22 protein-coding genes and 1 pseudogene are annotated in these 24,604 nt (G+C 59.6%); 12 read left to right on the top strand and 11 right to left on the bottom strand.

What is annotated here, in order from left to right:
- Nucleotides 1-42 precede the first annotated feature (42 nt).
- Both LB532_RS24835 and LB532_RS24840 read left to right on the top strand, forming a co-directional pair.
- On the top strand, nt 43-1,020 hold the full coding sequence (locus tag LB532_RS24835; RefSeq protein ID WP_140644107.1) for a LysR family transcriptional regulator: 978 nt from the start codon (nt 43-45) through the stop codon (nt 1,018-1,020).
- Between the two features lie 98 nt (nt 1,021-1,118).
- Nucleotides 1,119-2,447: an aspartate aminotransferase family protein gene (locus LB532_RS24840; RefSeq protein ID WP_140644105.1), complete on the top strand. Its 1,329-nt coding sequence runs from the start codon at nt 1,119-1,121 to the stop codon at nt 2,445-2,447.
- Between the two features lie 1,528 nt (nt 2,448-3,975).
- Here the strand turns inward: LB532_RS24840 and LB532_RS24845 are convergent.
- Both LB532_RS24845 and LB532_RS24850 read right to left on the bottom strand, forming a co-directional pair.
- Nucleotides 3,976-4,257, bottom strand: coding sequence for a hypothetical protein (locus LB532_RS24845; RefSeq protein WP_140644101.1), 282 nt, complete (start codon nt 4,255-4,257; stop codon nt 3,976-3,978).
- 1,022 nt (nt 4,258-5,279) lie between these two features.
- The gene (locus tag LB532_RS24850) at nt 5,280-5,495 is read right to left on the bottom strand and encodes a hypothetical protein (protein WP_224557355.1); all 216 of its coding nucleotides are present in this window, start codon (nt 5,493-5,495) and stop codon (nt 5,280-5,282) included.
- A gap of 238 nt (nt 5,496-5,733) precedes the next feature.
- On the opposite strand from LB532_RS24850, the gene LB532_RS24855 reads away from it, so the two are divergent.
- Nucleotides 5,734-5,943 (top strand): hypothetical protein, encoded by a 210-nt coding sequence (locus tag LB532_RS24855; protein WP_140644100.1) that lies wholly within the window; start codon nt 5,734-5,736, stop codon nt 5,941-5,943.
- Between the two features lie 837 nt (nt 5,944-6,780).
- The gene (locus LB532_RS24860) at nt 6,781-6,951 is read left to right on the top strand and encodes a hypothetical protein (protein ID WP_181169605.1); all 171 of its coding nucleotides are present in this window, start codon (nt 6,781-6,783) and stop codon (nt 6,949-6,951) included.
- A gap of 252 nt (nt 6,952-7,203) precedes the next feature.
- On the opposite strand, the gene LB532_RS24865 is transcribed toward LB532_RS24860, so the two are convergent.
- From LB532_RS24865 to LB532_RS24890, 6 genes are all read right to left on the bottom strand, one after another.
- Nucleotides 7,204-8,859: an ABC transporter ATP-binding protein gene (locus tag LB532_RS24865; protein ID WP_140644098.1), complete on the bottom strand. Its 1,656-nt coding sequence runs from the start codon at nt 8,857-8,859 to the stop codon at nt 7,204-7,206.
- Nucleotides 8,849-9,673 (bottom strand): ABC transporter permease, encoded by an 825-nt coding sequence (locus LB532_RS24870; protein ID WP_224557357.1) that lies wholly within the window; start codon nt 9,671-9,673, stop codon nt 8,849-8,851. The genes LB532_RS24865 and LB532_RS24870 overlap by 11 nt, the downstream gene beginning before the upstream one ends.
- Before the next feature lie 65 nt (nt 9,674-9,738).
- Nucleotides 9,739-10,791 carry an ABC transporter permease gene (locus tag LB532_RS24875; RefSeq protein WP_263487711.1) on the bottom strand — a complete coding sequence of 351 codons (1,053 nt, stop codon included), beginning with the start codon at nt 10,789-10,791 and terminating at the stop codon, nt 9,739-9,741.
- A gap of 58 nt (nt 10,792-10,849) precedes the next feature.
- Nucleotides 10,850-12,457, bottom strand: coding sequence for an ABC transporter substrate-binding protein (locus LB532_RS24880; RefSeq protein WP_140644095.1), 1,608 nt, complete (start codon nt 12,455-12,457; stop codon nt 10,850-10,852).
- Nucleotides 12,458-12,579: 122 nt separating this feature from the next.
- Nucleotides 12,580-12,933 carry a Rieske (2Fe-2S) protein gene (locus tag LB532_RS24885; protein WP_140644093.1) on the bottom strand — a complete coding sequence of 118 codons (354 nt, stop codon included), beginning with the start codon at nt 12,931-12,933 and terminating at the stop codon, nt 12,580-12,582.
- Between the two features lie 11 nt (nt 12,934-12,944).
- Nucleotides 12,945-14,027, bottom strand: coding sequence for an amidohydrolase family protein (locus LB532_RS24890; protein WP_140644091.1), 1,083 nt, complete (start codon nt 14,025-14,027; stop codon nt 12,945-12,947).
- Between the two features lie 133 nt (nt 14,028-14,160).
- Here LB532_RS24890 and LB532_RS24895 point away from each other — a divergent pair, with 133 nt between their 5' ends.
- The 8 genes and pseudogenes from LB532_RS24895 to LB532_RS24930 all read left to right on the top strand — a co-directional run bounded on the left by LB532_RS24895 (nt 14,161) and on the right by LB532_RS24930 (nt 22,634).
- A complete protein-coding gene (locus tag LB532_RS24895; protein ID WP_140644090.1) occupies nt 14,161-15,018 on the top strand; it encodes a LysR family transcriptional regulator in 858 nt (285 codons plus the stop codon).
- Nucleotides 15,019-15,108: 90 nt separating this feature from the next.
- Nucleotides 15,109-16,188: a hybrid-cluster NAD(P)-dependent oxidoreductase gene (locus LB532_RS24900; protein WP_140644088.1), complete on the top strand. Its 1,080-nt coding sequence runs from the start codon at nt 15,109-15,111 to the stop codon at nt 16,186-16,188.
- Between the two features lie 128 nt (nt 16,189-16,316).
- Nucleotides 16,317-16,802 carry a histidine triad nucleotide-binding protein gene (locus tag LB532_RS24905; RefSeq protein ID WP_224557359.1) on the top strand — a complete coding sequence of 162 codons (486 nt, stop codon included), beginning with the start codon at nt 16,317-16,319 and terminating at the stop codon, nt 16,800-16,802.
- A gap of 243 nt (nt 16,803-17,045) precedes the next feature.
- A pseudogene (locus LB532_RS24910) lies at nt 17,046-17,321 on the top strand (hypothetical protein); the annotation flags it as partial.
- A 534-nt stretch (nt 17,322-17,855) separates the two neighbouring features.
- Nucleotides 17,856-18,083: a hypothetical protein gene (locus LB532_RS24915; protein WP_140644086.1), complete on the top strand. Its 228-nt coding sequence runs from the start codon at nt 17,856-17,858 to the stop codon at nt 18,081-18,083.
- Between the two features lie 507 nt (nt 18,084-18,590).
- Nucleotides 18,591-18,920 carry a hypothetical protein gene (locus LB532_RS24920; protein WP_140644084.1) on the top strand — a complete coding sequence of 110 codons (330 nt, stop codon included), beginning with the start codon at nt 18,591-18,593 and terminating at the stop codon, nt 18,918-18,920.
- A gap of 623 nt (nt 18,921-19,543) precedes the next feature.
- Nucleotides 19,544-22,162, top strand: a complete 2,619-nt coding sequence (locus LB532_RS24925) for a PAS domain S-box protein (RefSeq protein WP_224557361.1) — start codon at nt 19,544-19,546, stop codon at nt 22,160-22,162.
- A 100-nt stretch (nt 22,163-22,262) separates the two neighbouring features.
- A complete protein-coding gene (locus LB532_RS24930; RefSeq protein WP_224557363.1) occupies nt 22,263-22,634 on the top strand; it encodes a response regulator in 372 nt (123 codons plus the stop codon).
- Nucleotides 22,635-22,710: 76 nt separating this feature from the next.
- Here the strand turns inward: LB532_RS24930 and LB532_RS24935 are convergent, their stop codons facing one another.
- From LB532_RS24935 to LB532_RS24945, 3 genes are read right to left on the bottom strand one after another with little or no spacing between them, the layout of a single operon-like run.
- Complete coding sequence (locus LB532_RS24935; RefSeq protein WP_140644079.1) at nt 22,711-23,415, bottom strand: thermonuclease family protein; 705 nt, start codon at nt 23,413-23,415, stop codon at nt 22,711-22,713.
- Nucleotides 23,412-23,945 carry a thermonuclease family protein gene (locus LB532_RS24940; protein WP_140644077.1) on the bottom strand — a complete coding sequence of 178 codons (534 nt, stop codon included), beginning with the start codon at nt 23,943-23,945 and terminating at the stop codon, nt 23,412-23,414. Before LB532_RS24940 ends, LB532_RS24935 begins: the two co-directional genes overlap by 4 nt.
- Complete coding sequence (locus LB532_RS24945; protein ID WP_140644162.1) at nt 23,942-24,556, bottom strand: hypothetical protein; 615 nt, start codon at nt 24,554-24,556, stop codon at nt 23,942-23,944. The genes LB532_RS24940 and LB532_RS24945 overlap by 4 nt, the downstream gene beginning before the upstream one ends.
- Between the last annotated feature and the right edge of the window lie 48 nt (nt 24,557-24,604).

Raw genomic sequence — 24,604 nt, forward strand, 5'->3', positions numbered from 1 at the left:
AACATTAGGAAAACTTATGAAGCCTTGCGGGCGGAGTTGCGGGTGAAGAGCGGCAGTTTCGATTTCAATCTTTTTCGGTCGATCGAGGTTTTCGTCGCCATAGTCGAGACCAGGCACGTTACCCAGGCGGCGCAGATGCTGGGCATGACGCAATCGGCCGCGTCGCAGCACCTGAAGAATTTGGAAGGCGCGCTCGGCGTCAGCCTGATCGACCGCAATTTGCGGCCTATCGAACTCACGAAGGCCGGCATCGCGCTTCATCGCCGCGCTGTTGCCATTTTGGCCGAGGTGGAGGGCCTGCGCACCGATGCGCGCCGCGTCAATGCCGCGCCGCTGCCCTTGTTGCGCATCGCGCTTCTGGCGTCTATCGCGACCACGCTAGCGCCGGCGCTTTCGGTGCTCGCCCGCAAAGGTTTCGGCGTTCCCGAGCTCAGCCTGTTCGCGGGTCTCGCGACCGATCATGTAGCGCTGCTGCGCGCCCGCCGCGCCGACCTCGCCGTCACCTCCGGCGAGCTGTTCGAGATCGAAGGACTGACGCGTCATCCGGTGATGACCGAGAAATTTCTGCTGGTAACGCCGAAAGGTTTTGCCGGCGATGTCGGCGACATCGTCAAGCTCTCGAAGAAGCTTGCCTTCGTGCGGTTCTCGCGCGAGACGCCGGTCGGCCTGCGCGTCGACCAGCACCTCAGCCGCCTGCGCATCGAAATCCCGCGCGCCATGGAAGGCGACCGCTCCAGCGTGGTGATGGCGCCCGTCGCCGCCGGCATGGGCTTTGCGATCCTGACACCGACCTTGCTTATCGACGGCCTGGCGGAGGGCATGGAGATCGACGTGCATCCCCTGCCGTTTACGGGTCTGTCGCGCAACATCCTGCTGGTCGCACGAGAGCGGGAACTCGGAAACCTGCCGGAGGCTTTCGCCGCCCGCACCGCCGAGGTTTTGACGCACGCGATCAGCACCCGCCTGCCAAGCCTTCCCGCCGACTGCTACACGGTCGACCGCCCCTCACCGCATGACTAATCGGCTCCATCAGTTATCCTGATGGAGGGTGTTTGCCGGTGCGGATGCTGCGCATTCCGTGCTCAATCCGCGGGGAATCTCAACTCTGGAGGCACGACATGAACGCCCCGCACGTCCATTCAAGTCTGGAGATCGACTGGTCGACTGAAGCCATCGTCGATCGGCGGAACCGCTTCTATTCGGCCTCGCAACGCAAGTTCGTTCCCTACAAGGAGCCGCTGATCCTAAAGCGCGGCAGAGGCCAGTATGTGTGGGACGAGAAGGACCGCAAATACATCGACCTGCTCGGTATGAATCTCTGCATCTCGGTCGGACACGCCCATCCGCAGGTAGTCAAGGCAGCCACCGAGCAGGTGAGCGAACTGACACATTGCACGACGATGTTCTACCATCCGGTTCCCGCCCAATATGCCGAGGAATTGGTGGCGACGATGCCGGCCGGTCACGACTGGGTCGTGCATTTTACCAACAGCGGCGCCGAGGCGATCGACCTTGCTTTGCTTATGGCGCGCTCGCACACCGGCAGCATCGACATGCTGGCGCTTGCCTCAAGCTACCACGGCGCCACCTTCGGCGCCCAGTCGGTGACCGGCATAGCTGGCTTTCGTCACCAGGTGCCGCAGCTTGGCGGGGTGACCTTCGTCGCCGAGCCAAACCAGTATCGGGGCGTCCACGGTGAAGGTGTGCAGCCCTATCTCGACGAAGTCGAACGTGCCATAGCCAGCTCGACCAGCGGCCGGCTGGCCGGCATGATCATCGAGCCGGTGCAGGGTTACGGCGGCATCGTGCCGATGCCCGCCGGCTACATCGCGGGCGCATTCGAACGCGTGCGGGCTGCCGGCGGCATCTGCATCATCGATGAGGTGCAGTCCGGCGTCGGGCGAACCGGCGATGCCTTCTGGGCGTTCGAGTCGCATGGCGTCGTTCCCGACATCGTCGTTGTCGCCAAGGGCGTCGGCAACGGCATCCCGCTCGGCGCCGTCATCGCGAAACGCGCCGTCGCGGAGTCCATGGCCGACAAGTTCCTGTTCCATACCTACGGCGCCAATCCGGTCGCCTGCGCCGCCGGACGCGCGGTGCTCAAGGTGATACGCGAGGAGCGGCTGCAGGAGAACGCCGCTACGGTCGGCGGCGCGCTGAAGCAAAGGCTGCAGGACCTCAAGAAGGATTTTCCGCTGATCGGCGACATCAGGGGACAAGGCCTCATGCTCGCCATCGAGCTGGTGAAGGACCGCGCCACGAAGGAACCGGCGCCCGAGGAAACGTTGCAAGTCTTCGAAGAAACCCGGCGTCAGGGCCTGGTCGCCAGCCGCTCGGGACCGTATCGCAACGTCATCAGAATGTGCCCGCCGCTCTGCCTGTCTATGGCGGACCTCGATAACGTGGTCGACAGCTTCGTGCGCAGCTTCCGCACGGCGACACCCTGATCATCCGATCTCGGCATTCGATGGGACAGCGAGGCTCATCGAAGCCGTTGCGAGAGCGGCCAACTGGATTGAATGCGCCGAGAGCACCGGCGCCAAATGACCACCCGTGTGAATGTCGTCGGAGAGCTACTGGCTCCTTTGGTAAACGGTCATTTCGGCCGCTCAGCGAGTGTGCTTCGCAATGGCAGCTATCCGCCCTTTTCGGCTTCTCGCGCCTTAAAGCCACGACGTTCCGCATACTCGATCAATGCGAGTTCGATGACAGCCGTTACCGAACGACGTCCGGACTCTGCGAGTTTTTCAGCCAGAGCTAACACCGATGGGTCTAAACGCGTCGTGAATGGCTTCCTTGTCATTTTCCTCGTGCGGCTTGAACTTGGTGTTGAAAAGTACATAACAATTGCACATGCGATGCACTTGCAGCGCGGGTATAGCGGCCGATCGGAGTGCACCGCTTCTTCGACTGCGGCCTGCGGCGACATCTCACATCGCCAATAGCGAGGCTTTTGCCGATGCCAAGGTAGTCAGTATTAGACGGCTGAGATGGCCGACGAGTTAGACAACCTCGACTGCCGCACGACAGTTTGTTTGTATAATAGGATGCGCGAGCAGCCGCTCAGTAGCGTCGGCGGCGCCTTTTTGGCACGGTCTCTTCAACCGGAATCTATATTCCGCATGCTTAAGGTTGGGTCAGCGCTCGCGGCATGAAGGCCTGTGATACGCTTAGCTTTGATTCGAACGTCTGCACCAAGGTTTCTTGCCTTGAGCCGCCGGTCTACCCAGCTCTGTCGGATTCATGCGGCCTCCCTCGTCCCTGCGTGACTGGCAGAGACCTGCTGTAACGACCGGTCATGCCGTCGAGCGCGGTTTCTCTCGGCGTCGAGCAATTCGTCCTCCCCGGTCAAGCCGTTCATAAACAGCTTGAGCAAATGCGAAGCTAAGCGCTCCCCTTCTTGCGAAAGAGGGTAAACGCCGCGCTCTTTGCAGACTGTCTGAAAAGCGTGGGCGAGCATCCCAATTTCGCTCGGCTCCAAAAATCGGCCCGGATACAGCATGACGTTTTCTCTTGAAAAGCTACTGCGGCCAGCAATCAGGCATATCACATCCGGCAGGCAATTACATATGATAGCGGCGCTTCGATTTCTGTCGGTTGCACAGGAACGCCAAGTCCGCTTCTCTCTGGCAAGCCGTAAAATCCGGTGCTCGACGACCTGCCTGCGGAAGCTGCGGAGTTTGGATAGCTTCTCAATGGATTCGGCTCACGATCCGCAGTGGTTTGAAGCGAGTTCGGCAATCGCCCAAGCGCCGCTTTAGCCAAGTCGTATGAAATGCCGCAGCCAAGAGGCCGATCGAAGGTAATCCGGACCCAAGTATGTCAGCTCGTGCCTATCGAACGCGCGAACCTCATCATGCGGATCAAAACCGCCAGTTTACGCCTTACCGATGCGTTCTCAAAGAAGTTCGAAACCACGTCCCCATGCTCCCGATCTAACTCCGACGGCTACAACTCTAAAAATGCAGAAGACGGTTACGGTCGAAGAAGAGCGCCGCCAAATTGCGCCCACAATCGCTCGCACTCTCTCGCCCTTAAGCTCGGTGTGCCCGGCTCGCCGTAGACCACCATCGCCCCGCGTACGTCATATCCAAGGACCGAGCCGTTGGCCACGAACTGAATGGCCATGCCCAAGCTGATGGGACCGATTTCGGCCTCAGTTTTGTTGGTGAGGTCTATCACACCAAAAACTTCTGCATTCGCACTCCTACCAGCCAGTACGGCCGTCGAGATCGCATTGTTCACCGCAAGGAGCATGTTGAGTTAGCCGCCGCTGACAGGGCCCCCTTAACTCTCGGTCGCGAACTTGGTTCCCGATCACCCGCTGCTGTTGGCTTTTCCTCAGCCGCTAGTCTGAACGCTCGGCGGGGCAGCCCTGCTTCGCGCTCGGCCGCTGAGCTTTTCAACCCTCGCAACGATTGCTTTGGTAAGAACCTCGGCTTCCGTGGTTAGTGCTTGGATTCAGGACGATCTTTTCTCGCCCCTAACATTTGTAATTCCGCTGGAACAGGTCCCGGTCTTTCATTGGGGCGTACGGTGGGAGCAAAAAAAGATGGACCACTTAAGGAACGGCGGCGGCCCGTTTGAGGCCGCAATGGTGGCGGTCATGGCCCTGGCTGTTATCGGGATTATCCTCGTCATTGCCGTGGGAATCTACTGACCTTATTGGCCCCCGCGAGCCCAATTGGCGCTTGAATGGCAAACTTGCCAAGCCATCGGCCCGAATAGGGCATAGGCTCATCTGGCGTCCCTCCACAACGGCAATCAGACGCTTGGAAGAGAGCATCAAGCTTTCGCCCGATCGGCCATATCAACGACCACTATTTCCAAATGCGGTATCGATCCAAGACAGGGGTCGAAACGCGGAAAAGTCCCGCGACGAGCGAGAGCCCGCCCCGGGTTCCCAATCGCCCGTGACGTGGAGCCAAGTCGAGCAGGGTATTCGGCCCGATGCCTTCTCTTGGAGCATCTATTCAAAGCCACCTCTCGAAAGCCGCATAGGCACGAGCATCCCGAACACCTCGCCAACTTCCGAACGGGAGGAAAACCGACGCTAGTTCCGGGCTGGTGAACCCGCACAACTCAACAGGCACTATTGGACTCAACTTGCGAGGCAGATCGAAGAGTGGCTTCGGGTTCACGTTTTGAAGGGCCTCGAGGGAGGCTCCGCAAGAGTGATGCGATTTCCGTCAGGGTCTGAGAACTGGGCAATCCGTCCGTAGTCGCCCTCGGATTCGCCGGTGAGCTTCACCCCAATTCCTTCGAGCGATCTGCGGGCGTCATCTATTCTCGGGACAACAACGGTCAGTCTGCCGAACCCTGCATTTGTCCTTGTCATCGAAGATTTGAATGTTCGCGCCTGCGACGCCGCGCCATTGGATCAACCCGTCCATGGGACGATCATCAGGCTCCCGGGCGAACAGATGGGTATAGAACTTCTCTGCACGATCCATGCTTGCTGTCGCGAGCGCGGCGTAAATGCCTTGGATTTCCATTACATACCTCCCTTTCAAGTGCCAGCACCTGCAATGGGAGGATGCTTGGTTTGGTTCCAAAATCGTTTCTGGGCGCACCACCAGCAAAGTCGGCCGGGCGGGCCGTGTACGTCTATCTGCTGTCAAGCCTCTCCGAGGTGTCAATCAGGGATGTAGGGCCAATACCGATCCATTTTTTGCTTTGCGTCGAGTCTTTAAGTGAGATCAGTTTCTCACCTATTCCTTGGAGGGAGCGCACATGCCAATTTATCAGCGAGCCAAAGAAGCTGGCGTCTTCGATTCCTCTGAAGTCGCTCTGCTAGGACGCGTGTTCGAGAAGTTGAAAACCGAGGGCCAATCGTCGGAGGGACGTGAAGCGCTCGCATCCCGAGTTATAGCAAACTATCAGGCCGGAATTAGAGACGAGGAAGAACTTGCGGCGATGTCCAAACTACCGCTGGGGCGGTGAAGTCGAGATCGGCTCACGTTTCATGGCCCGCGGTATGCCTATCTCCGGGACTGTGGCATGAGGGAGTTCTGCGATGGCGAGGCAATCATCTAGAGCCTTGCGGGGGCGCGTCGGACCTTGCTTCACGCAATAGCCATCCGGCGATGGATTTGTGCAGGTCGGCGGATATGGCTTGCGCTGTGCTGGGCGCGGCCCATGAAACAAGGGCAATGCTGACCGAGAATGAGATCAGCAAGGCGAAGGCGGTCGCGAACAAAACGTAGTCCTCATTGGAAGCGCGAGCATAACCGCCGCCAATCCGGTTCGTTCATTCACGATCCGTTCGCCTGTATGTCGTGGTAAATTCATGCTTAACCAGCCGTTGGCAGTTTTATGCGCTGGTAATCGTCCCACTCTGGGACGTGGGCTCGCTGACTTGCCAGCGAGCCTTGCGATTTCCCCTATGAAATCCTTGGTTATTGCTTTTATGTGTAGCACTCGGGTAGCCCTAAGCATTTAATTTTGCTGGTTTTTCAGCTGGATCAACACCTTAGGAAGGTGATGGTGCCCAGAGGCGGATTCGAACCGCTCAGCAAGCCGAAGTTCGTGAAACGAGCGCCAGGCCCCTGCGAACTTCAAAGGCGCTTAGCAATCCGAGCGCCAGAGCGCCAAGACTTATCAGCACCCGAGCTTCGGGGCCCGCTCCGCCCAACCAACACGGCCCAGTAGAGAGAAGCTGAGAGCGTCGGGGCATGGCCGGCCAAGATTCTGCACTAGGCCGAGTTGCAGGACGGTGCAAAGCGCCTTATAGAACGCGCGGCCGATTGAGGGCGGTCACCAATCTTTCAAAGGTCGCCCATGTCAGATGACTTCTCGCGCGTAACCGCCTTCCTCGCCGTTGTGCTGGCGCTGCTTTGTGCTGGTTTCCAGTTCCACAACGGCCATGTCATGTCCACGCTCTACTTCATGGTCGGCGCCATACTAGTAACGGCGTTCACTCACCTGAACGTTCGCAAAGGACTGATCTAGCGTGCACGCGCTCGGTTTGCGCAAGTAGCCTTTTTTGGGCAAAAGCGGTGGCCGAAAACCCGCAACAAGATTAGCCAAGGACTATGCTTTTCACCCGGCGGTCGCAGGCTCAATCCCTGCATCGCCTATCATTGGACACACCGATTTCGTTGGCTATTACGCCCCAGCACTTCTGAACCATTGCAGCGACGTTTGTGTGTTGGCGGATTCAGCCGTGGGTGAGAGAACTGCTAATTCCATTGGCAGGACTATTCAACCAGCCGGGTCTAGAATGCCCTGGTTCTTCCGTCGTGCCAGCAGTTGCGTCAGCCAATCCGGATCCATGTCCGGCACGGAAGAGAGAAGCAGTTCGGTGTAGGCAGCGTGCGGCGGTGTCAAAATCTCGGTCTTCAAGCCCTGCTCCACCACCTTGCCTTGATGCATGACCACGACCTCGTCCGCGATCGCTCTTACCGTCGCGATATCGTGGGTGATGAAGATATAGCTGATGCCGAGTTCGCGCTGCAGGCGCATCAGGAGCGTCAGGATTTCCTCCTGCACAATCTGATCGAGTGCCGAGGTGACCTCGTCACAGATGATGAGCTCCGGATTGGCAGCTAGCGCGCGGGCGATGCAGATGCGCTGTTTCTGTCCTCCTGACAATTCACCAGGCAGCCTGTCGAGGAAGCTTTCGTCCATCTCGATCATGTGCATGAGCTCACCGACCCGGCGGTCTCGCTGCTCCCCCTTCAGGCCTAAATAGAATTCGAGGGGCCGTGCGATTATGTCCTCGACCGTCTGGCGAGGGTTAAGCGCGCTGTCGGGCGACTGATAGATCATCTGGATACGGCGCAGCAGGTCTTTCGAGCGTTCCTTCAGAGACAAGGGAAGCGGCTTGGCGTCAAATGAAAGCGACCCGGATATGGCGGGCAGCAAACCGGTAACGACACGGGCAAGCGTCGATTTCCCCGATCCTGACTCGCCCACCACTGCTACCGTCCGGCCGCGCGGAACCTTGATGGACACGTCCGCCAGCACCTTGACCCTTCCGGCATAGGCGGCGGTGACATTGTCGATGGTGAGCAAATAGTCCTGGGTCTTAATCTCCGGCTTGGCGAGCTTGCGCACGGCCCAGAGCGTCCGGGTGTATTCCTGGGTAGGGGCCGTGAGCATCTGTCGCGTGTCCGCTTCCTCGACCGTTTGTCCATGGCGCAGAACCATGATCCGGTCCGCCATCTGCGCCACCACGGCCAGATCGTGCGTGACGTAGATCGCCGCTGTGTTGAAATCTTCAACAATCCTGCGGATCGAAACCAAAACCTCGACCTGCGTGGTCACATCGAGCGCAGTTGTCGGCTCATCGAACACGATCAGGTCGGGTCGGCAAGCCATGGCCATGGCAGTCATGGCGCGCTGCAACTGGCCGCCGGATACCTGATGCGGATACCGGAAGCCGATGGTCTCAGGCTCGGGAAGCTGGAGGCGTCGATAAAGCTCAATAGCATCGCGATTTGCCTTGTCCCGGCTGGCGATCCCGTGCGCAACTGCCGTTTCCACGGTCTGATCGAGGAGCCGGTGAGCCGGGTTGAACCAGGCGGCTGCGCTTTGCGCCACATAGGCGATGCGAGAGCCCCGAAGCCGCCGACGACGGGCTTCGCTCATTGACAAAAGATCGACGCCGTCGAACAGCACCGAGCCCTGGGTAATACGGCATCCCGGTTTGGCATAGCCCATTGCCGCAAGGCCGATGGTCGACTTCCCGGCGCCGGATTCGCCAATCAGTCCGAGCACTTCTCCGCGTTTAAGCGAGAGATCCACGCCGCGCACGATCGGATGCCAGCGCTCATCGGAGAAGCCTTCAACGTGAAGGTCCCGGACCTTGAGAAGATCTGTTCCTTTTTCGCGTGCGGTGGCACTGCTAGTTTTCATCACGCAGTCCGCTGGTTGAATGCAAAAACCAGTCCACGACGAAGTTCACCGCTACCGTCAGGAGGGCAATGGCGCCCGCCGGCAGCAGCGGCGTGACATCGCCATAGGTGATCAGCGTTGCGTTTTCCCGCACCATCGACCCCCAGTCAGCCGATGGGGGCTGTATGCCGACGCCCAGGAACGACAATGCTGCGATGGTCAGAAACACAAAACAGAAACGCAGGCCGAATTCCGCGATGAGCGGCGGCAGAATGTTGGGCAGGATTTCCTTGCGCAGAATCCATGCGGGCCCTTCGCCGCGCAATTGCGCGACCTCGACATAGTCCATCACCACGACGTTGAGTCCAACGGCTCGCGCCAGACGGAACACGCGTGTAGAATCCAGCAATGCGATGATCAAGACGAGGCTGGTGATCGAAGAGCCGAATATCGAGAGCAGCATCAGCGCAAAAATCAGGCTCGGGATCGACATCAACACGTCCACCGCGCGTGATAGTATCTGGTCTGGCCACCCCCGGTACATTGCAGCCAGGAGGCCGAGCGTCACACCCGCTGCAAAGGAGATGATGGTTGTCGCGAAGGCGATGCCGATCGTGTTGCGGGCCCCGTAGATCAGTCGAGTGAGCATGTCGCGACCCAGTTGGTCAGTCCCGAACATGAACTCGTGGCCCCAGGGCGCGAATGCCTCGCTGAAGACCTGCGTTTCCCGATAGGGAGCAATCAGAGGCGCAAACAGGGCGACCAGAACGTAGCAGAGGGTTACACCCATACCGAACCAGGCACTGAGCGGCGCCTTCTTCAGCGCTGTCCTCATGCGAGATCGGCGTGTGCGCCTTACCCTGGCCGCGCTGGTGGTCTGGATGAGGGGCTCCGCACTTGTCATCTTGGGTGCAGAAGCCTCGGGTTGGTTGCGATCGAGATGATGTCGGCGATCAGGTTGAGCAGGATATAGGTGGCGGCGAAGACAAGCGCGCAGGCCTGCACGACCGGTACGTCTCTCGACTTCACGGCATCGACCATCAGTTGGCCCACACCGGGGTAGACGAACACCACCTCGACAACCACGACGCCCACGATGAGATAGGCAAGGTTGAAGGCGACAACTGTCACGATCGGGGCCCAGGCGTTTGGCAAGGCGTGCCGGAGCACGACCACCATTGGCGTCATCCCCTTCAAGCGTGCCATGTCGATATAGGGGCTTGAAAGCATGTTGATGATCGCCGCGCGCGTCATTCGCATCATGTGAGCGACGATGACGAGTGTGAGCGTGATCGACGGCAGAGCCGCACGCCAGACGTGTTCCCAGAACGGCGTCTGGCCGCTGATATTGGCCAGGGTCGGGAACTTCGGTACGACGTTCAGCGTCCAGTTGATCGAAGCCGCGAGCCAGACGGGTAAAGATTGTGCCAAGTCTGTGCCGGCGAAGGTATCGCGCGAGATGATCAGGAAAGCGAGCATGTAGGCGACGAAGAATTCAGGGAACGAAATTGTCGTAAGCGTCACCGTATTTACAAGCCGATCGAACCAGCTGTTGCGGTAGAGGGCCGCAAGAATGCCCAACCCCAACGCCAGCGGCACCGCGACGAGCGCGGTCATGACCGCCAGGAACATGGTGTTGTAGAGCCGCGGTGCGATGATCTCCGCGACGGTCCGCCGGTACCCGGTTCGACTGGCGAAGGAGGATCCAAAGTCACCCTGTGCCATCTTACCCATCCAGCTGAAATAGCGTTCGATTGGCGGGCGATCGAGGCCGATCTCGTGTTGAAGGGCCGCGACTGTTTCGGGGGTAGCAGCTTGGCCAAGCGTCGCCTTGGCGAAGTCGCCTGGAAGCATGGCGATCGCCGAAAAGATGATGATCGAAACGACGAACAACGTGATCAGGCCAAGGCCTAACCGTTGCATCACCGTTTTTGCGACTGGATTCACACGCATGCGCGCAATCCCAACAGCGTGCCGTCCGCGGTGCGAGCGGCGCGCCTGACAAACACCTCTATGCCTCAGCCATCCACCAGCGCTCAGCCATCTTCAGGCCGTCATTTTCCCAATTCGGCGCCACATCGCCATGGGCCAGTTTCTTGGATTTGGCGCTGACGAAGTTGTTGAACACCAGCACGATGCTGCCGCCATCGTCATGGGTCAGCTGCTGCATTTCGGCATACATGCCGGCACGCTTGGCCTCATCCGTCTCGGCTCGGGCCTGGACGAGCAATTCGTTGAAGCGGGGATTCTTCCAAAACGACTCGTTCCAGCTGGATTCGGCTGCGAAGGCTTGCGTGAACATCCAGTCGGGGGTTGCGCGACCGCTCCAATAGGAAGCGCACCACGGCTTCTTGAGCCAGACATTGTCCCAATAGGCGTCCTCGGCCTCGCGCACCACATTGACGTCGATGCCGCACTGTGCGGCCGTCTCGCGAATGAGTGCGGCCGCATCCACCGCACCTGCGAAAGCGGCATCGGCGACCGAGAGATCGACCTTCAGCTTTTCCATGCCCGCCTTCTTCAGATAATGGCGCGCCTTTTCGGGATCGAAACTGTGCTGCGGCTCCGGGTTCTTGTAAAACTTGATCGCCGGCGCGATCGGATCGTCATTGGCAACGGTAGCATGTCCGAGGAAGATCTTGTCGGCGATCTCTTGACGGTTGATCGCCCATTTCATTGCCATGCGCACGTCCGGATTGTCGAATGGCGCCATGGTGACGTTCATCGGCAATGTATAGTGCCCGTAGCCGGTGATCTCGATGATGTCGATTTTTGGATTGCGCTTCAACATGCCGAGTGTCTTCAGATCGGCGCGGCCGATGTAGTCCACTTCCCCGGTCGAGAGCGCAGCCATGCGTGCGGCCAAATCCGTAATCGCGATGAACTCCGCCTCATCCAGGTAAGGCTTGCCGTTCTTGAAGTAATTCGCATTGCGCTTGAGCTTGGCCGAAACGCCAGGCTGGAAATTCTCAAGCACGAAGGCGCCGGTTCGGGCCCCTGATGCCCAATCGGCTTTGCCATCCACGCTAGGCATGATGACGAAATGATAGTCGCTCATGATGTAAGGGAAATCGGCGTTGCCGCTGTTGAGCGTGAAGACGACCGTTTCCGGGCCATCCGCCTTGATATCGGAAACGGATTCAAGCAGAGACTTCGCCGCCGATTTGGTATCGGCACCCATATGATAGCGCATCGATGTCACGACGTCGTCCGCCGTCACGTTCTTGCCGTTGTGGAAGGTGGCGCCCTTGCGCAGCTTGAACACCCAGGTCTTGGCGCCATTGGAAGATTCGAAGCTCTCGGCCAGGTCCGGCTGTATGCCTCCCTTGGCGTCAACCTCCGTGAGGCTGTTGGACATGGCTCCCGAGAAAGCCGTTTGCGTGAACGTATCGGGATAGCCGGCCGGATCGATGGAGTCTGTAGTCGCTCCATGCGCCATGCCGAGCTTCGCGAAACCGCCTTGCTGCGGTTCTGCCCGGGCAGTGGTGACGAAGATCTGGTCGGCGGCAGCGACGGTCAGGCCTGCCGCCAGGCCCAGGTGGATGAAGTCGCGGCGGGAAACCTTGCCGCGCCCGATCAGACTTTGCGCGATGCGAAGTTTGTACTCAGATTCCGACATGTTCGTTCTCCCATTGGCGGATTTTCCGCGTTATTTTCCAACCCTCGTCATGCACGTCGATCTTCCAGCTCGTCTTCCTTTGCTTTTCGCCTCCTTCATTGACCTGCTGGTCTTTTTGACCCTCACGCGGTCACATAGATGTTGCCGTCCTCGACCATGACGGGAAATGTCCGCGCCCGCACGGCCGGGTCGACAAGTGCCGAGCCCGTCTTGATGTCGAACTCCCAGCCATGCCAGGCGCAGCGCACGATCTCGTTTTCTCGATGATAGATGAAGCGGGCTTCCTCGACCGGCGCCGTCGTCCCGCATTGCGGTCCCTCGCAGAGCGGCGCGCCGCGATGCGGACAGATGTTGAGCAGCGCATGGAAGGTGTCTCCGATGCGGAACACGCCCACCGAAAGGCTGCGGACCTTGGCAATGACAGGTGTCCCGGCTTCGATCTCGTCGACGCGGCAGATGAAGGTTTTCTCGGCCATGTTCTGCTCCGTCAGGCAGCGTTCGCGGTTAGGACGGCAGGAATGCGCTTGTAGACGTTGAGCGCATTCTGACCCATGACCTTGGTCCTCCAGGCAGGGGGGATGTGCAGCGTGTTGGCGTCGTCATAGTCCCAATGCGGATAGTCCGACGCAAACATCAGCGTGTTTTCGCCGTCCATCGCTTCCAGGATGGACCAGAGATGCTGCACGTTGGCCGGCTGCTCCAGCGGCTGCGTGGAGAAGCGTATGTTGCGGCGGCAGTACTCCGATGGCAGCATCTTCAACCACGGCGTTTCCTTGCGCAGCGCCTTGTAGTCGGCGTCGAGACGCCACAGGACGGTAGGCACCCAGGCGACGCCGCATTCGACGATAACGAAATAGAGTTCTGGCCATTTCTCGAAAACGCCGTGAGCGATCATGCTGGCGACGTGACTGATCGCCGACATGTGCAGGATGGCGTGCGTTTCCCAGAAGAAGGTCGTGGGGGCAGGAGCGACGGCGTTCCAGTTGACGCCACCGTGACCGCCGAGGTGAATGGCGAACGGCAATCCCATCTCCGCACAGGCTTCGTAGATCGGGTGGTAGAAGGGGTCGCCATAGGGCTTCACGGAGCCTTGGGAGGCTAGAACCTGGACCATGCGGGGGTGACTGCCGAGCCGACGGATCTCGGCGGCCGCCAGCTTCGGATCCTGAGGCGCAATAATGATCGAACCCATGAAGCGGTTGTCCTTCGGTAACCACTCGGCGACCTGATAGTCATTGTAGGCGCTGACCAGCGCACTGGCGTAATAGGGGTTTGCGAGAGTCGAGGCTTCTATCGGCTCGTCCCCGGTCAGGATCGCCACGCCGACATTGTATTTGTCGAGATGTTTTTCCTTCATGATCCGGTAGTTGTCGGCTTCGGTCTCGGGCCGCACATCTTTCCGGGAGAAGTCCTGCGGATGGAACCAAGGGCGATGGCCGTGCGGGAAGGATCCCCTGGGGCCGGTCTTCTCGCCCTCGATGAACATGTCCTTCCAGATGCCCGAAAGATACGGCTCCAACACCGTGGCGCTGGACCAGTAATTGTGACAATCGCAGTCGACGATAAACACTTGGCTTTCGCTCCCTCTCCAGACCGCGGCGTTGCTTGCCGTTTAGCTCCTCCAGCTTCCGCCTTGACAATTGCCTGATCAAGCCAATGATCTCCGCGTAACGATCGGCTTTTTCGATTAGGGTGGGGCGCGCGTGCAGCTGGACCACATTGAGACCTTCCTCGACATCATCGAATCGCGGAACTTCAACCGGACTGCCGACCGGCTCAACATTACGCAGTCGACGGTCAGCAGTCGGATCAAGAGCCTCGAAAGCGCGGTAGGGTCGGAGCTTTTCCATCGGGGTCGCGCCGGCGCCGAACCGACCGCGGCGGGGCGACGTTTCGAAGCCTATGCGCGCGCGATGCTCTCGACCTGGTCACAGGCGCGCCATGATGTGCGCGCGTTCAATCGGTTCGAAGGAACCCTGCGCGTGGCCGCGCAGGTTGGCATGACACGCTCAGTGCTGCCTGGGTGGGTGGAGGCGCTCTGTCAGGCCCTTCCCAAAGCCTCGATCCATGTAGAGTCGGACTATTCCAACCAGATGGTGAGCGATCTCAGCATGGGAAATCTCGACATAGCCGTGCTCTACGCACCCCGCTATCTTCCCGAAATTACTTATGAGCACCTCATGGTCGAGGAATATGTGATGGTCTCGACCTTTGCGAGGACGATGTCGGAGGTCGATCCTGACAGCTACATTCGGCCGGGTTACACCGTGGTACTCGAGAAAACCCATTCGGAGCTGATCCCTTCTTTGGCAATTTCGCGTCTTTCCATGGGATCCGAGAGCCTGGCCGAAGCGATGCTGCGGCGAACGGGGGGGAGTTGTTACATGCGCAACGACGATGCCCGCAGGTTTACGGCCGAGTGCCCGTCGTTTCTGGTGGAGGGCGCACCGACGCTCTACCAGCCCGTCCATACGGCCATGCTCGCCCGGCGCAAGCATGAGCCGATCATCCGCAAAGGGCTTCGTGCGCTGCAGCTGGCGGTGATGTCGCTCGAGACGTGAGATCGAAATTCCCGATTAAAAAGCAGGGCTCAAGCCACTGTTGCGGAAAGCCTCCGGCTGCCATGTTGGCGCGTCATTGAAGAGCCAAACATGAACGCGCACACTTCGTTTCCGGCTTCCGATTTTTTCGCAACGATGCGGCAGCGGCAATGGGCCGAGGCATCGCCACAGGCCATGCTCTGCCGTGCGGTCATTGACGAGACGCACGACGTGAAGACATTTGTCTTCTCGGCTGCCTCAGACCGCATGTTCTGCTTCAATGCGGGGCAATACGTGGTCCTTCACCTCACGATCAATGGCGCGGCGGTGGCCCGGTCCTATTCCGTTTCGTCGCCACCTACACGACCGCTCGACTTGCACATCACGGTCAAACGGACACCAGGCGGGCTCGTTTCCAATTGGCTTCACGAGAATCTGCGGGCGGGCGACGAAATCAAGATTGAAGGCCCGCTGGGCTCGTTCAAACTCGACGGCTTGCACAGTGAAAAGCCTCTGTTTCTTGCCGGCGGCAGCGGAATCACGCCTCTAATGTCGATGCTGCGTACGTTGACAGACAGGGCATCCGATCTGGACCAGCGTCTGATCTACAGCGCGCGGTCGCCGCGAGATATCATCTTCAGGTCGGAACTCGATGCGCTCGCTGCACGGTTCCCCAATCTGGGTGTGACCTGCGTCTGTTCCAGGAAAGATCCCTCCTGGGCAGGGCCGACTGGCCGCATAGACGGCCCCATGCTCCTGCGCCTCGTCCCGGATCTTGGCGAGCGCACCGTCTACGCCTGCGGCCCCGAACAGTACATGAAGGCGCTGCGAGAGGGCCTTGGCGAGGCAGGCGTTGATCCACGCGGCTACCATGAGGAGAGCTTCGGAGGCAGCCTGAGCGGTGTTGCTCCGGATCTTGCATCTGCCGTTTCGTCCTCGGTCCAGTTCGCCCGTTCCGGATTGGAGCATCGCTGCGCGCCCGGAGAGACCCTGCTGGATGCGGCGCGCAACTGTGGTATCTATATTCCCACCGGCTGCCAGCAGGGAATTTGCGGCACGTGCCGGATAGCCAAGCTCTCCGGCGAAGTCGCGATGCATGATCTTGGCGGACTCACGTCCGAAGAAAAGTCAGCGGGCTTTGTCCTGGCCTGTTGCAGCCGCCCGCAAGGCGCTGTTTGCCTCGATCTTTGACCTGTGTCGATAATCTGAAACGTGGCCACATGGCCAGGGGAAGAGGGTGGTCGTGCAGCTTGCGATTTCACTGAACTGCGTCTGATTTCCTCGGCCAGGCAAAGCCGATCTCTACGGCGGGCATAGGCATGCCTCTCGATATCGGGGACGGCGTTATTGCCAAAAGCAGCCCTGCGGCGGGTCTTGCAGGCAGGCCTGACGGCTTCGACTCGATTCTTGAGGTAAATCCAATGCCCATTGACCTCTCCCTGGCTTACGACCAATCCAACATATTCGCTCGCATCCTGCGTGGAGAAATACCGTCAGCGCTCGTCTATGAAGACGAGTTCGCGGTCGCGTTTCACGACATCAATCCACAAGCGCCTGTCCATATACTTGTCGTTCCGCGTGGACCTTACGTATCGTGGGATGACTTCACGGCTAAGGCGCCTGACGCGGAAGTCGCTGGCTTCATGCGTGCCGTTGGTGAGGTCGCCCGACAAGCCGGCCTCGTTGCGAACGGTTATCGCCTGCTTGTCAATGTGGGCCAGCATGGCCACCAAGAAGTGCCGCACCTTCACGTTCACATATTCGGCGGGCGCCAATTCCACGATATGGTGCCACCCGAAAAATAAGATGTGACACAGGCTGACGGTTCTCACAGCAGCGCTCGCCCCTCAGAGCGCAGGTCATCGAGCGGCACGGACTCCAAGTTTGTGTCACGTGGTAAATTGGACTTAATGGCGCCCAGGCGTCTTCAACGAAGCAGTCTCGGACGATGCCGGGAAGCACACCCGCCCGGAGAGGCCGCTCCAGACCCGCGAGGAGAACCGGCTTCGTCTGTCCACGGCTTTCGTCTCCTGTGCCCCTCGACGACTTTGGCATCAGCAACGGTTCGCCCGGTATGGACCGAACCGGAAGCGCTGTCCAAGCGGGATAGGCTGGGCGTGCGGCTTCTCAATCGCACCACACGAAAGGTTAGCCTGACCGAGATCGGGCAGGACTACTACGAGCGTTCCTTGCACGTCCTCACCGAGCTTGAGGAGGCGGACCAGATCGCAGGGGCTCTGCAGGCGACGCCGCAAGGCACGCTGCGCCTTCATTCCAGCATGAGCGTCGTGCGTTTCCTGGCGCCTGTCATTTCCGAATTCGTCGGCCGTGATCTTGAATTCGAACGGCGTCATGCGTTAGCTCCTGATTGTGTGCCACTGCGTCTGTCGCATTATAGTGCAGTGGCGTGGTTGTCTTTGGATCAAGCGTTGCTGTTGACCGGGGCTGGCCGGCTAGCTCGTCCATGTTGTCAGCCACCCTCTGCGCCGTGATGCGGATATCGATCTGCGCGAGCGCGCATTACCCGTCGGTACAGGTTCGCGTATGTCTGCCTTCTACCCGAGCCCGCATAAAACCCGCCACCTAACTTATGCCCCCGATGGCGCTCAGGCGGCAGCGCTTTTGTGATCCTCCGACGATGGCCTGCAGGTCACCGCACCGGTTGTCTTGGCGCGTGACCTCTGCAATAATTCGCGTCTGCGTCAGCTTCTTCCGAAGCTGTAGAAGGCCAGGGACGACACGAAGAATGTCCTGGGCGTAACGCCTCAGGATCGTGGCTCACTTCCCGTGGGTTCCCAACGTCCGGCCTCGCAGCACATCGCTGCCCCTCGCCGGACCTACCCGCGGGAGGCCTCGGCGTGCCAAAAACTCTCTCCATCCATTCTGAGACCGGCTATGGGAAGTTGACGCTCTGGGATTTCGCGGATCCAGCAGCGGCGGTAAAGGCTGCGATCCAGCTATATGGGTCAGACGCGGCAACCGCCGCGGCATGGTGCGCGTTGACCGCGAATTTCGACGGACGCGAAGAGGACTATCGCTTCTGGTGTGCGGTTTTCTCGAAACTCGGCAAAAAGCTGCAGGCTTAGCCCAATCGGGCTTCAGCCGTCTCTAAAGACGAACATTCCCGTCCACAACAGGTTCCATTCACCGGGGAAGTCGTTCCCGAAGTTGCGCTACGCTTGCAAGGCGATCGAAAAGGGGCCGAAGCCCTTCAATGTGCGAACAATATATTTTAGCCCCATAACATCATTTCATTTAACTTTAGTACGGCTCCCGGAGGCGATTGGGTTATTCTTCCTCGCACACCCGTTTCGAGGAGAAGCTGTTTCTCAGATGGACGCCAAAACGATCTCCGCGGCATGCGAAGATACCCCTCCCGGGAGCGTCCTTTTTCGGGATCTTGGCCTTGTGGAGCCCACTTCTTTCGCTCCTGGAAGAGTGACTGGACAAAGGTTCACTGGCACCATCGGGTGGCGATTGGCCAAAGACTTGATGGGGCTGCGCGCCGGTCCAAACGCTCTAACATATTAATGACGGCGCGCCGGGACGATAGCGGCTGCCACCGCGCCAGGCCTGCAAATTCGCCCACCGCCATGGCGCGCAGCATCTATCGGCATCGGCGCCTCCTTGCCGCGGTCGACAAATTCTCCTGTAACCGGAGCGCCAATCGCTTGGCCGCGCGATGGGTTGCTTTCAGGTTGGGCCTGGCTGTAAGCCGTCTTCTCGAGCGAGCGGCGCGGCGGCGATTGATCGAGCTTGAGGCCGTTGACGGCTGTGATGCCAACCAGAAGGTTCTCTACCTGGTCGCCGCAACCCTGGCGCGGAAGACGGAGTTGCTGCCTGCGGACGTCGCGGAGGTCGAGGCCAGTGTCGAGGCGTTCCGGCCCGACATTGCTGCTTTTTTGCGGAAACATCACACCTGAGTTCCGAAGTAATTCATGGGATGGAACCGGTGGCATCGGTCGCCGTACAAGGCCTGGGCCCAGCTATCCGCCAGCAGTCATGACACTGTTCAGTCGCTATGGGTGAACACATCAGTGGCCGGCGTCACACCCAGAATACTGATCGCCATCAAACTTGATAGTACCATTCCAGAGTGCTGACGTTACGTGCGCGAGGCCTTAGCGCACTGGCCTGTCTGTGGGCTCGCAAAGGCGGGCTCGATCAGGCCGCCCGGGAGGCTGGATGGCTGAACGACAAAATGCTTGTTGTGGGATCGCCCGTGTTGCGGCGCAAAGATGCAGCGCTTCAGTCTCGCTTACCGCCCTGGAGCTGATAGCCCCTCAGGGGGGCCTCCACCAAGTACCTGCCGCGCATTGTTTCACAGGCTCGTTCCCGGGCTGCTGAAGGCGCGTTCGGTTCGTCGGACCCAGGGGCCGGCAAAAAAGTTCGGCTCTTGGGTGGAACCTTTCCTCCGTCCGGGAATTTGCGTGGGTTAAAGGGGATTCGGGACCGCAGCATGGAACAACGAGTTTTGCCAGCTGGAACCTGCGTAGCGGGCTCCCGAACCGATGAGACGAGGTGCGAAGCGGAAATTCCGGACCTCGTGCTCACCAGCGAACTGGACGATTTCTTCGAGAATGCGGCGGTCGGGCTCCATCTTGTGGCAAATGATGGGACCATTCTACGTGCCAATCGCGCGGAACTGGACATGCTGGGTTATTCGGCCGACGAATATATTGGCCGAAATATCCGGGAATTTCACGCCGATCCCATGGTAATCGAGGATATTCTGAGCCGCCTGTCTCGGCATGAGCGACTTCAACATTACCGCGCCAGGCTACGAGCCAAGGACGGCTCCGTCCGTTGGGCCGAGATAACGTCCAATGTGCGCGCCATTGGCGGGCGGTTCATCAATACGCGTTGCATCACCATCGACGTAACGGAAAAGGTCAAAACGGAAGAGTTGCTGCTCGAACAGGAGCAGAGACTTGCGCTCACCTATGACAGCGCCGGTACAGGCATTGTGGAAACGGATGCCGAAGGCCGGCTCCTGCGGGTGAACGCGCATGTGTGCAATCTTTTAGGCTATACATCGGAGGAACTGGTCGGACGATCGATTTTCGATCAGACTTTTCCCGCCGACGTCGAAGCGGACCGCGAGCAATACCGGCGGCAGGTTGCAGGTGAGATCAAGAGCTACACGATGGAAAAGCGGTTCGTTCGAAAGGACGGGTCGGCTTTTTGGACTGATATGACCTCCTCCAGCGTCTACGACAGCAGCGGCCAGTTTTGCTATGCGGTGCGGGTGCAGCACGACATCAGTGAGCGCAAGCAGATCGAGGCGGTGCTCGCTCAAAGGGCGGAAGAGCAGGCGGCGTTGCACCACTTCACCGAAAGGCTCCAGCATGCCCGCGCGCAGAAAGATGTCTACGAGCCGGCGCTCGACGCAATCCAGCGTGCGCTGGGCTGCCAGCGCGCTTCGATCCTGCTGCTGGACAAAGACGGTCTCATGAAGTTCGTTGCCTGGCGCAACCTGTCGCAAGCTTATCGCGCCGCGGTAGAAGGCCATTCGCCCTGGTCGGCAGACAGCCTGGATCCGCGGCCGATCTGTTTGGAGGATGCGCAGAAAGCCGATCTTCCTGCAACATTGAAGGAGGCGATCCGAACCGAGGGCATTGGCGGGGTCTGGTTCATTCCGATCATGGAATCCGGGCGGCTGCTGGGCAAGTTCATGGCCTACTTCAACCAGCCGCACAGTTGCTCTGTAGAGCAGATCGAAGTGGCTCGGACCATCGCCCGCCAGCTTGGGTTCGGCATCGAGCATCTGAAGGCCGAGAATGCAGCCCACCACCTCGCGGCCATCGTAGAATCTTCCCAGGACGCGATTGTGAGCAAGGATCTCAACGGCATCATCTCGACCTGGAATCGAGGTGCCGAACGCGTGTTCGGCTATTCGGCCGCAGAGGTGATCGGCAAGTCCATTACCGTCATTATTCCGGCAGATCGGCTGGACGAGGAGCCGTTGATATTGCGTCGCATCCGCAATGGAGAACTCGTCGACCACTTCGAGACGGTCCGTCAGCGCAAGGACGGAACTTTGGTTGACATTTCCTTGACAATATCGCCTGTGCGAGACGGAAAGGGCCGTATCATCGGCGCCTCCAAGATCGCCCGCGACATAACCGAACAAAAGCAGGCGCAAGCGAAGCTGCGCGACAGCGAGCGCCACCTTCAGGACCTGCTCGCAGCCATTCCCGCCGCGATCTACACAACCGATCAGCAAGGCAAGATTACTTATTTCAATGAAGCCGCGGTGGAACTCGCCGGCCGCAGGCCGGTGATCGGCAGTGACGAATGGTGCGTAACCTGGAAGCTTTACTGGCCGGATGGAACGCCGCTTCCTCACGACCAGTGCCCAATGGCTGTTTCCTTGCGAGAGGGCCGGCCGGTCCGAGGATATGAAGCGGTTGCCGAGCGACCGGACGGAACGCGGGTCCCGTTCATTCCTTATCCGACGCCCATGCGGGATGCGGATGGGAAAGTCATCGGCGGCATAAACATGCTGGTCGACGTGAGCGAACGGAAGCAGGCTGAAACCCAACAGCGGATCCTGCTCGACGAGCTTAACCATCGCGTCAAGAACAACATGATGATGCTGAAGTCCCTGCTTTCAGTGTCGGCAAGAACGAGTCGAAGCCCGGAGGCTCGCCGCACACTCGACGAGGCAAGCAAGCGCGTGGCGACCATGGCTGCCGCGCAGCGGGTTCTCTATGATACGGGCGACGCCACCAACTTCAGCGCGCAGCCTTTCCTGGGCGCCGTTTGCGAAACCGCCAAGCAAATGTTCCCGCCGGATATTAAGCTGGTTTGCGAGGCGGATCCTATCCAATTGCCGAACGACGTTGCGATGCCTCTTGCCCTCATTGTCAACGAGCTTTTGATCAATGCCGTAAAATATGGCCTGAACGGCAACACAAGCGGAACCATCCACGTAGACATCCGAAGGAATGGTGCCGGCAATGTGCTGGTGGTCGAGGATGAAGGCCCAGGTTTCGACCTGAGCTCGGTACGCCAGTCATCTTCGGGCTTACGGCTGGTCGAGGGCTTGGCGCGACAGATTGGCGGCACCTTCGAAGCACAGCGGGATCCCTGCCGATGCATGGTGACATTTTCTCATACATCGGAGGGGGTTGGCGATGCGACCAGACGAATGGAGGCCTGAGGTAGGCCAAGCCGGGGGGCTTGAACGAGCATTTCGCCCGCAAGTGGCTTTCTCAAGAGACGACATGGTCAGTGGCCCCCCCGAAATCCCAAAGGGCCCTTTGATACTCATCGTCGAAGACGATTATCTGATCGCGCTCGACATAGAGGACGGTCTGACCGCGGCGGGCTTCTCGCTGGCGGGAACAGCAAGCAGCGCCGATGAGGCGATCCGCATCGCGCTCGCGACCAAGCCGGTGCTTGCCCTGATGGATATCCGCCTGCTTGGCCAACGCGACGGCGTCGACGCTGCGTTGGAACTGTATCGTGAACACGGCATACGATGTATTTTCACGACCGCGCATAGCGACCGTGAGGTGAGGCTTCGAGCCGAAGCGGCAAGGCCGCTCGGGTGGATGCAGAAGCCCTACTCGGTAGAAGCTGTTGTTGAAGCTATTTGGAATGGCCTCGAAGAGCTCGGAAAGCAGAGCTGAAGCCTGCAAAATTTCGCAACTGGCACTCGCTTCGAGACAAAGCTCAAAACTGCTCTTGAGCTTCGTCCCAAGAACGCTACCGATCCGAATGAATTGAGCGTCTTCTGGCATCCAGGAAAGGCGGCGTGATCTCATGTTGGCGCTCGGCGAGCAGATTGAGATCGGCGATCGGCTTTCGCATCAGGCTGCCATCGGCGGCCTTGGCCCGCCATTCGTCCATGTCGAGAACGTATGTCGCCCACATCCCGTAGCGCGCGGACATGGCCTGGCGTTGCCACTGCCAGTACTCCGGGCGGGCAGGGGAGCGCGTTTCGACGCGTGCCCAGCCCGTGCGCAGCATCTCGATGGCGAGGTCGCGTTCATGCGCGAAACACCTGCCTGTCAGCGAACCGTCATGATCATCAAACGTGCCAGAACAGACGATCAGGCTGCCGCCGACCACCCGCCTGAGCCAGGCTTTAGCCAACGGCCCACATGGGACCGGCTTGAGAAAAGGGCTTTCGCCGTGGCGCTGCGGATCGAAGGCCCATTGCGGCAATTCGCAAGTGTCAATGCCCGCGAGGCGAACCTTCAGGGCCAATCGAGGAAACCACAAGGTACGACCATCGATCACGCTGGCACGCCCGACGATGGTGTCGGCAACTTCGCTAAAGTCCTTCGACCCCGGCCACTGAACCTGCGGTCCATCGGGCCCGTTGGCAAGGTCGGCAGCCGACGACGGAGGGGGAAGGCAAGCACAGATCAGCGCCGCCAGTGCCCGCGCGACATGGCGAGCGCTCATGGCCGTGACGCCTCCACCCTGGCAGCCTGGCCAAGCAAGATGGCTGGATGCTGGACATCTTTGAATTGCCACAGGCCGGCGTGTCTGTCGCGCGCGGCCTGCTCCGCGACAGCGTAGCCGGGATGGTAAGGCAATCCGTCGGCACGCAAGGCAGCGAAGGCAAAGCCGGTTGTGATCATCAGGTTGCCAAGATCGACCCGGTCGCGCCCGATCGTGACGAAACAGGCAACGTGCAACGTGTCGCTCACCCTCGCCACGGGCGCGCATTTGGGCCTGGCATCGGCGATGTAGGCGCCAAACATGGCGAGTGAAGCTTCGCCGCAATCGGCACGGCGGCCGTTGCCGCCGGTGTAGAAAGTCCCGCGAAGACAAGCCTGGACACCATAAAGATGATATTTCGTGCCCGCTTCGATCCAGCTGTCGCCGCTCTCCAGCGTCACGCCTGGACGCAGCTCGAAATAGCCGGGCGGCGCCGCCGTCGCCGGACTTGCGACCAGTGCGAAGACCAGGAGGATAGCGGCGGTCCTCATCGCGATTGCGCCTTGATTCTCGGATCGACCCACATGCCGTAACCGCCGCGGCCGATCTTTTCTGCGTCCGCCAGATCCTTGCGCGCCGGCGTGCCATCGCGCTTTCTGGCGATCCGGTGAGTGCCGATCGAGACCAGTTGCTCCTCAAACATGTCGATCGTGTCAAGACTGCCAGGATAATTGTAGTAGCCGTAGCAGGTCGCGTCCTGGACCGGGGCGTTCGCTTCACTGACGAAGGCCCGGCAGAAGATCACCCTGGGCGACTGCAACAGAGTTTCGAGGCCCTTTCTGGCATAGTCGGCACAGCTGCCTGAGAAGTCGTCGCGGCGGTTGACCAGATCTCCCTCGCAGGGCTCGATGCCGTAAAGGTGGATGACCGTCTCGGCATCGATGCGGAAGTCGGTTGGCGAGATGGCCCTGAAGCCACTGGTGGATGCGAAGCCTTTGCGTTCGGCAATGCCGCCCTGGCCGTCATGGTATTCCACGACCAGCACTGTTTTGCCCGGTGCCGCAAGGGACCTCACATAGCCCTGGTCAATCGGTTCGGCCGCCATGGCCGGCAACATTGAAGCCAGGCAAAGAACGAAGCTGCTGCATACAGTGCCCTTCATGCCGAACGCTCTCCCAAATAGCGCGTCTTTCTCATCGCAATTTGCCCA

This window comes from Mesorhizobium sp. ESP-6-2 (genome assembly GCF_020164675.1).
Classification (GTDB): Bacteria; Pseudomonadota; Alphaproteobacteria; order Rhizobiales; family Rhizobiaceae; genus Mesorhizobium.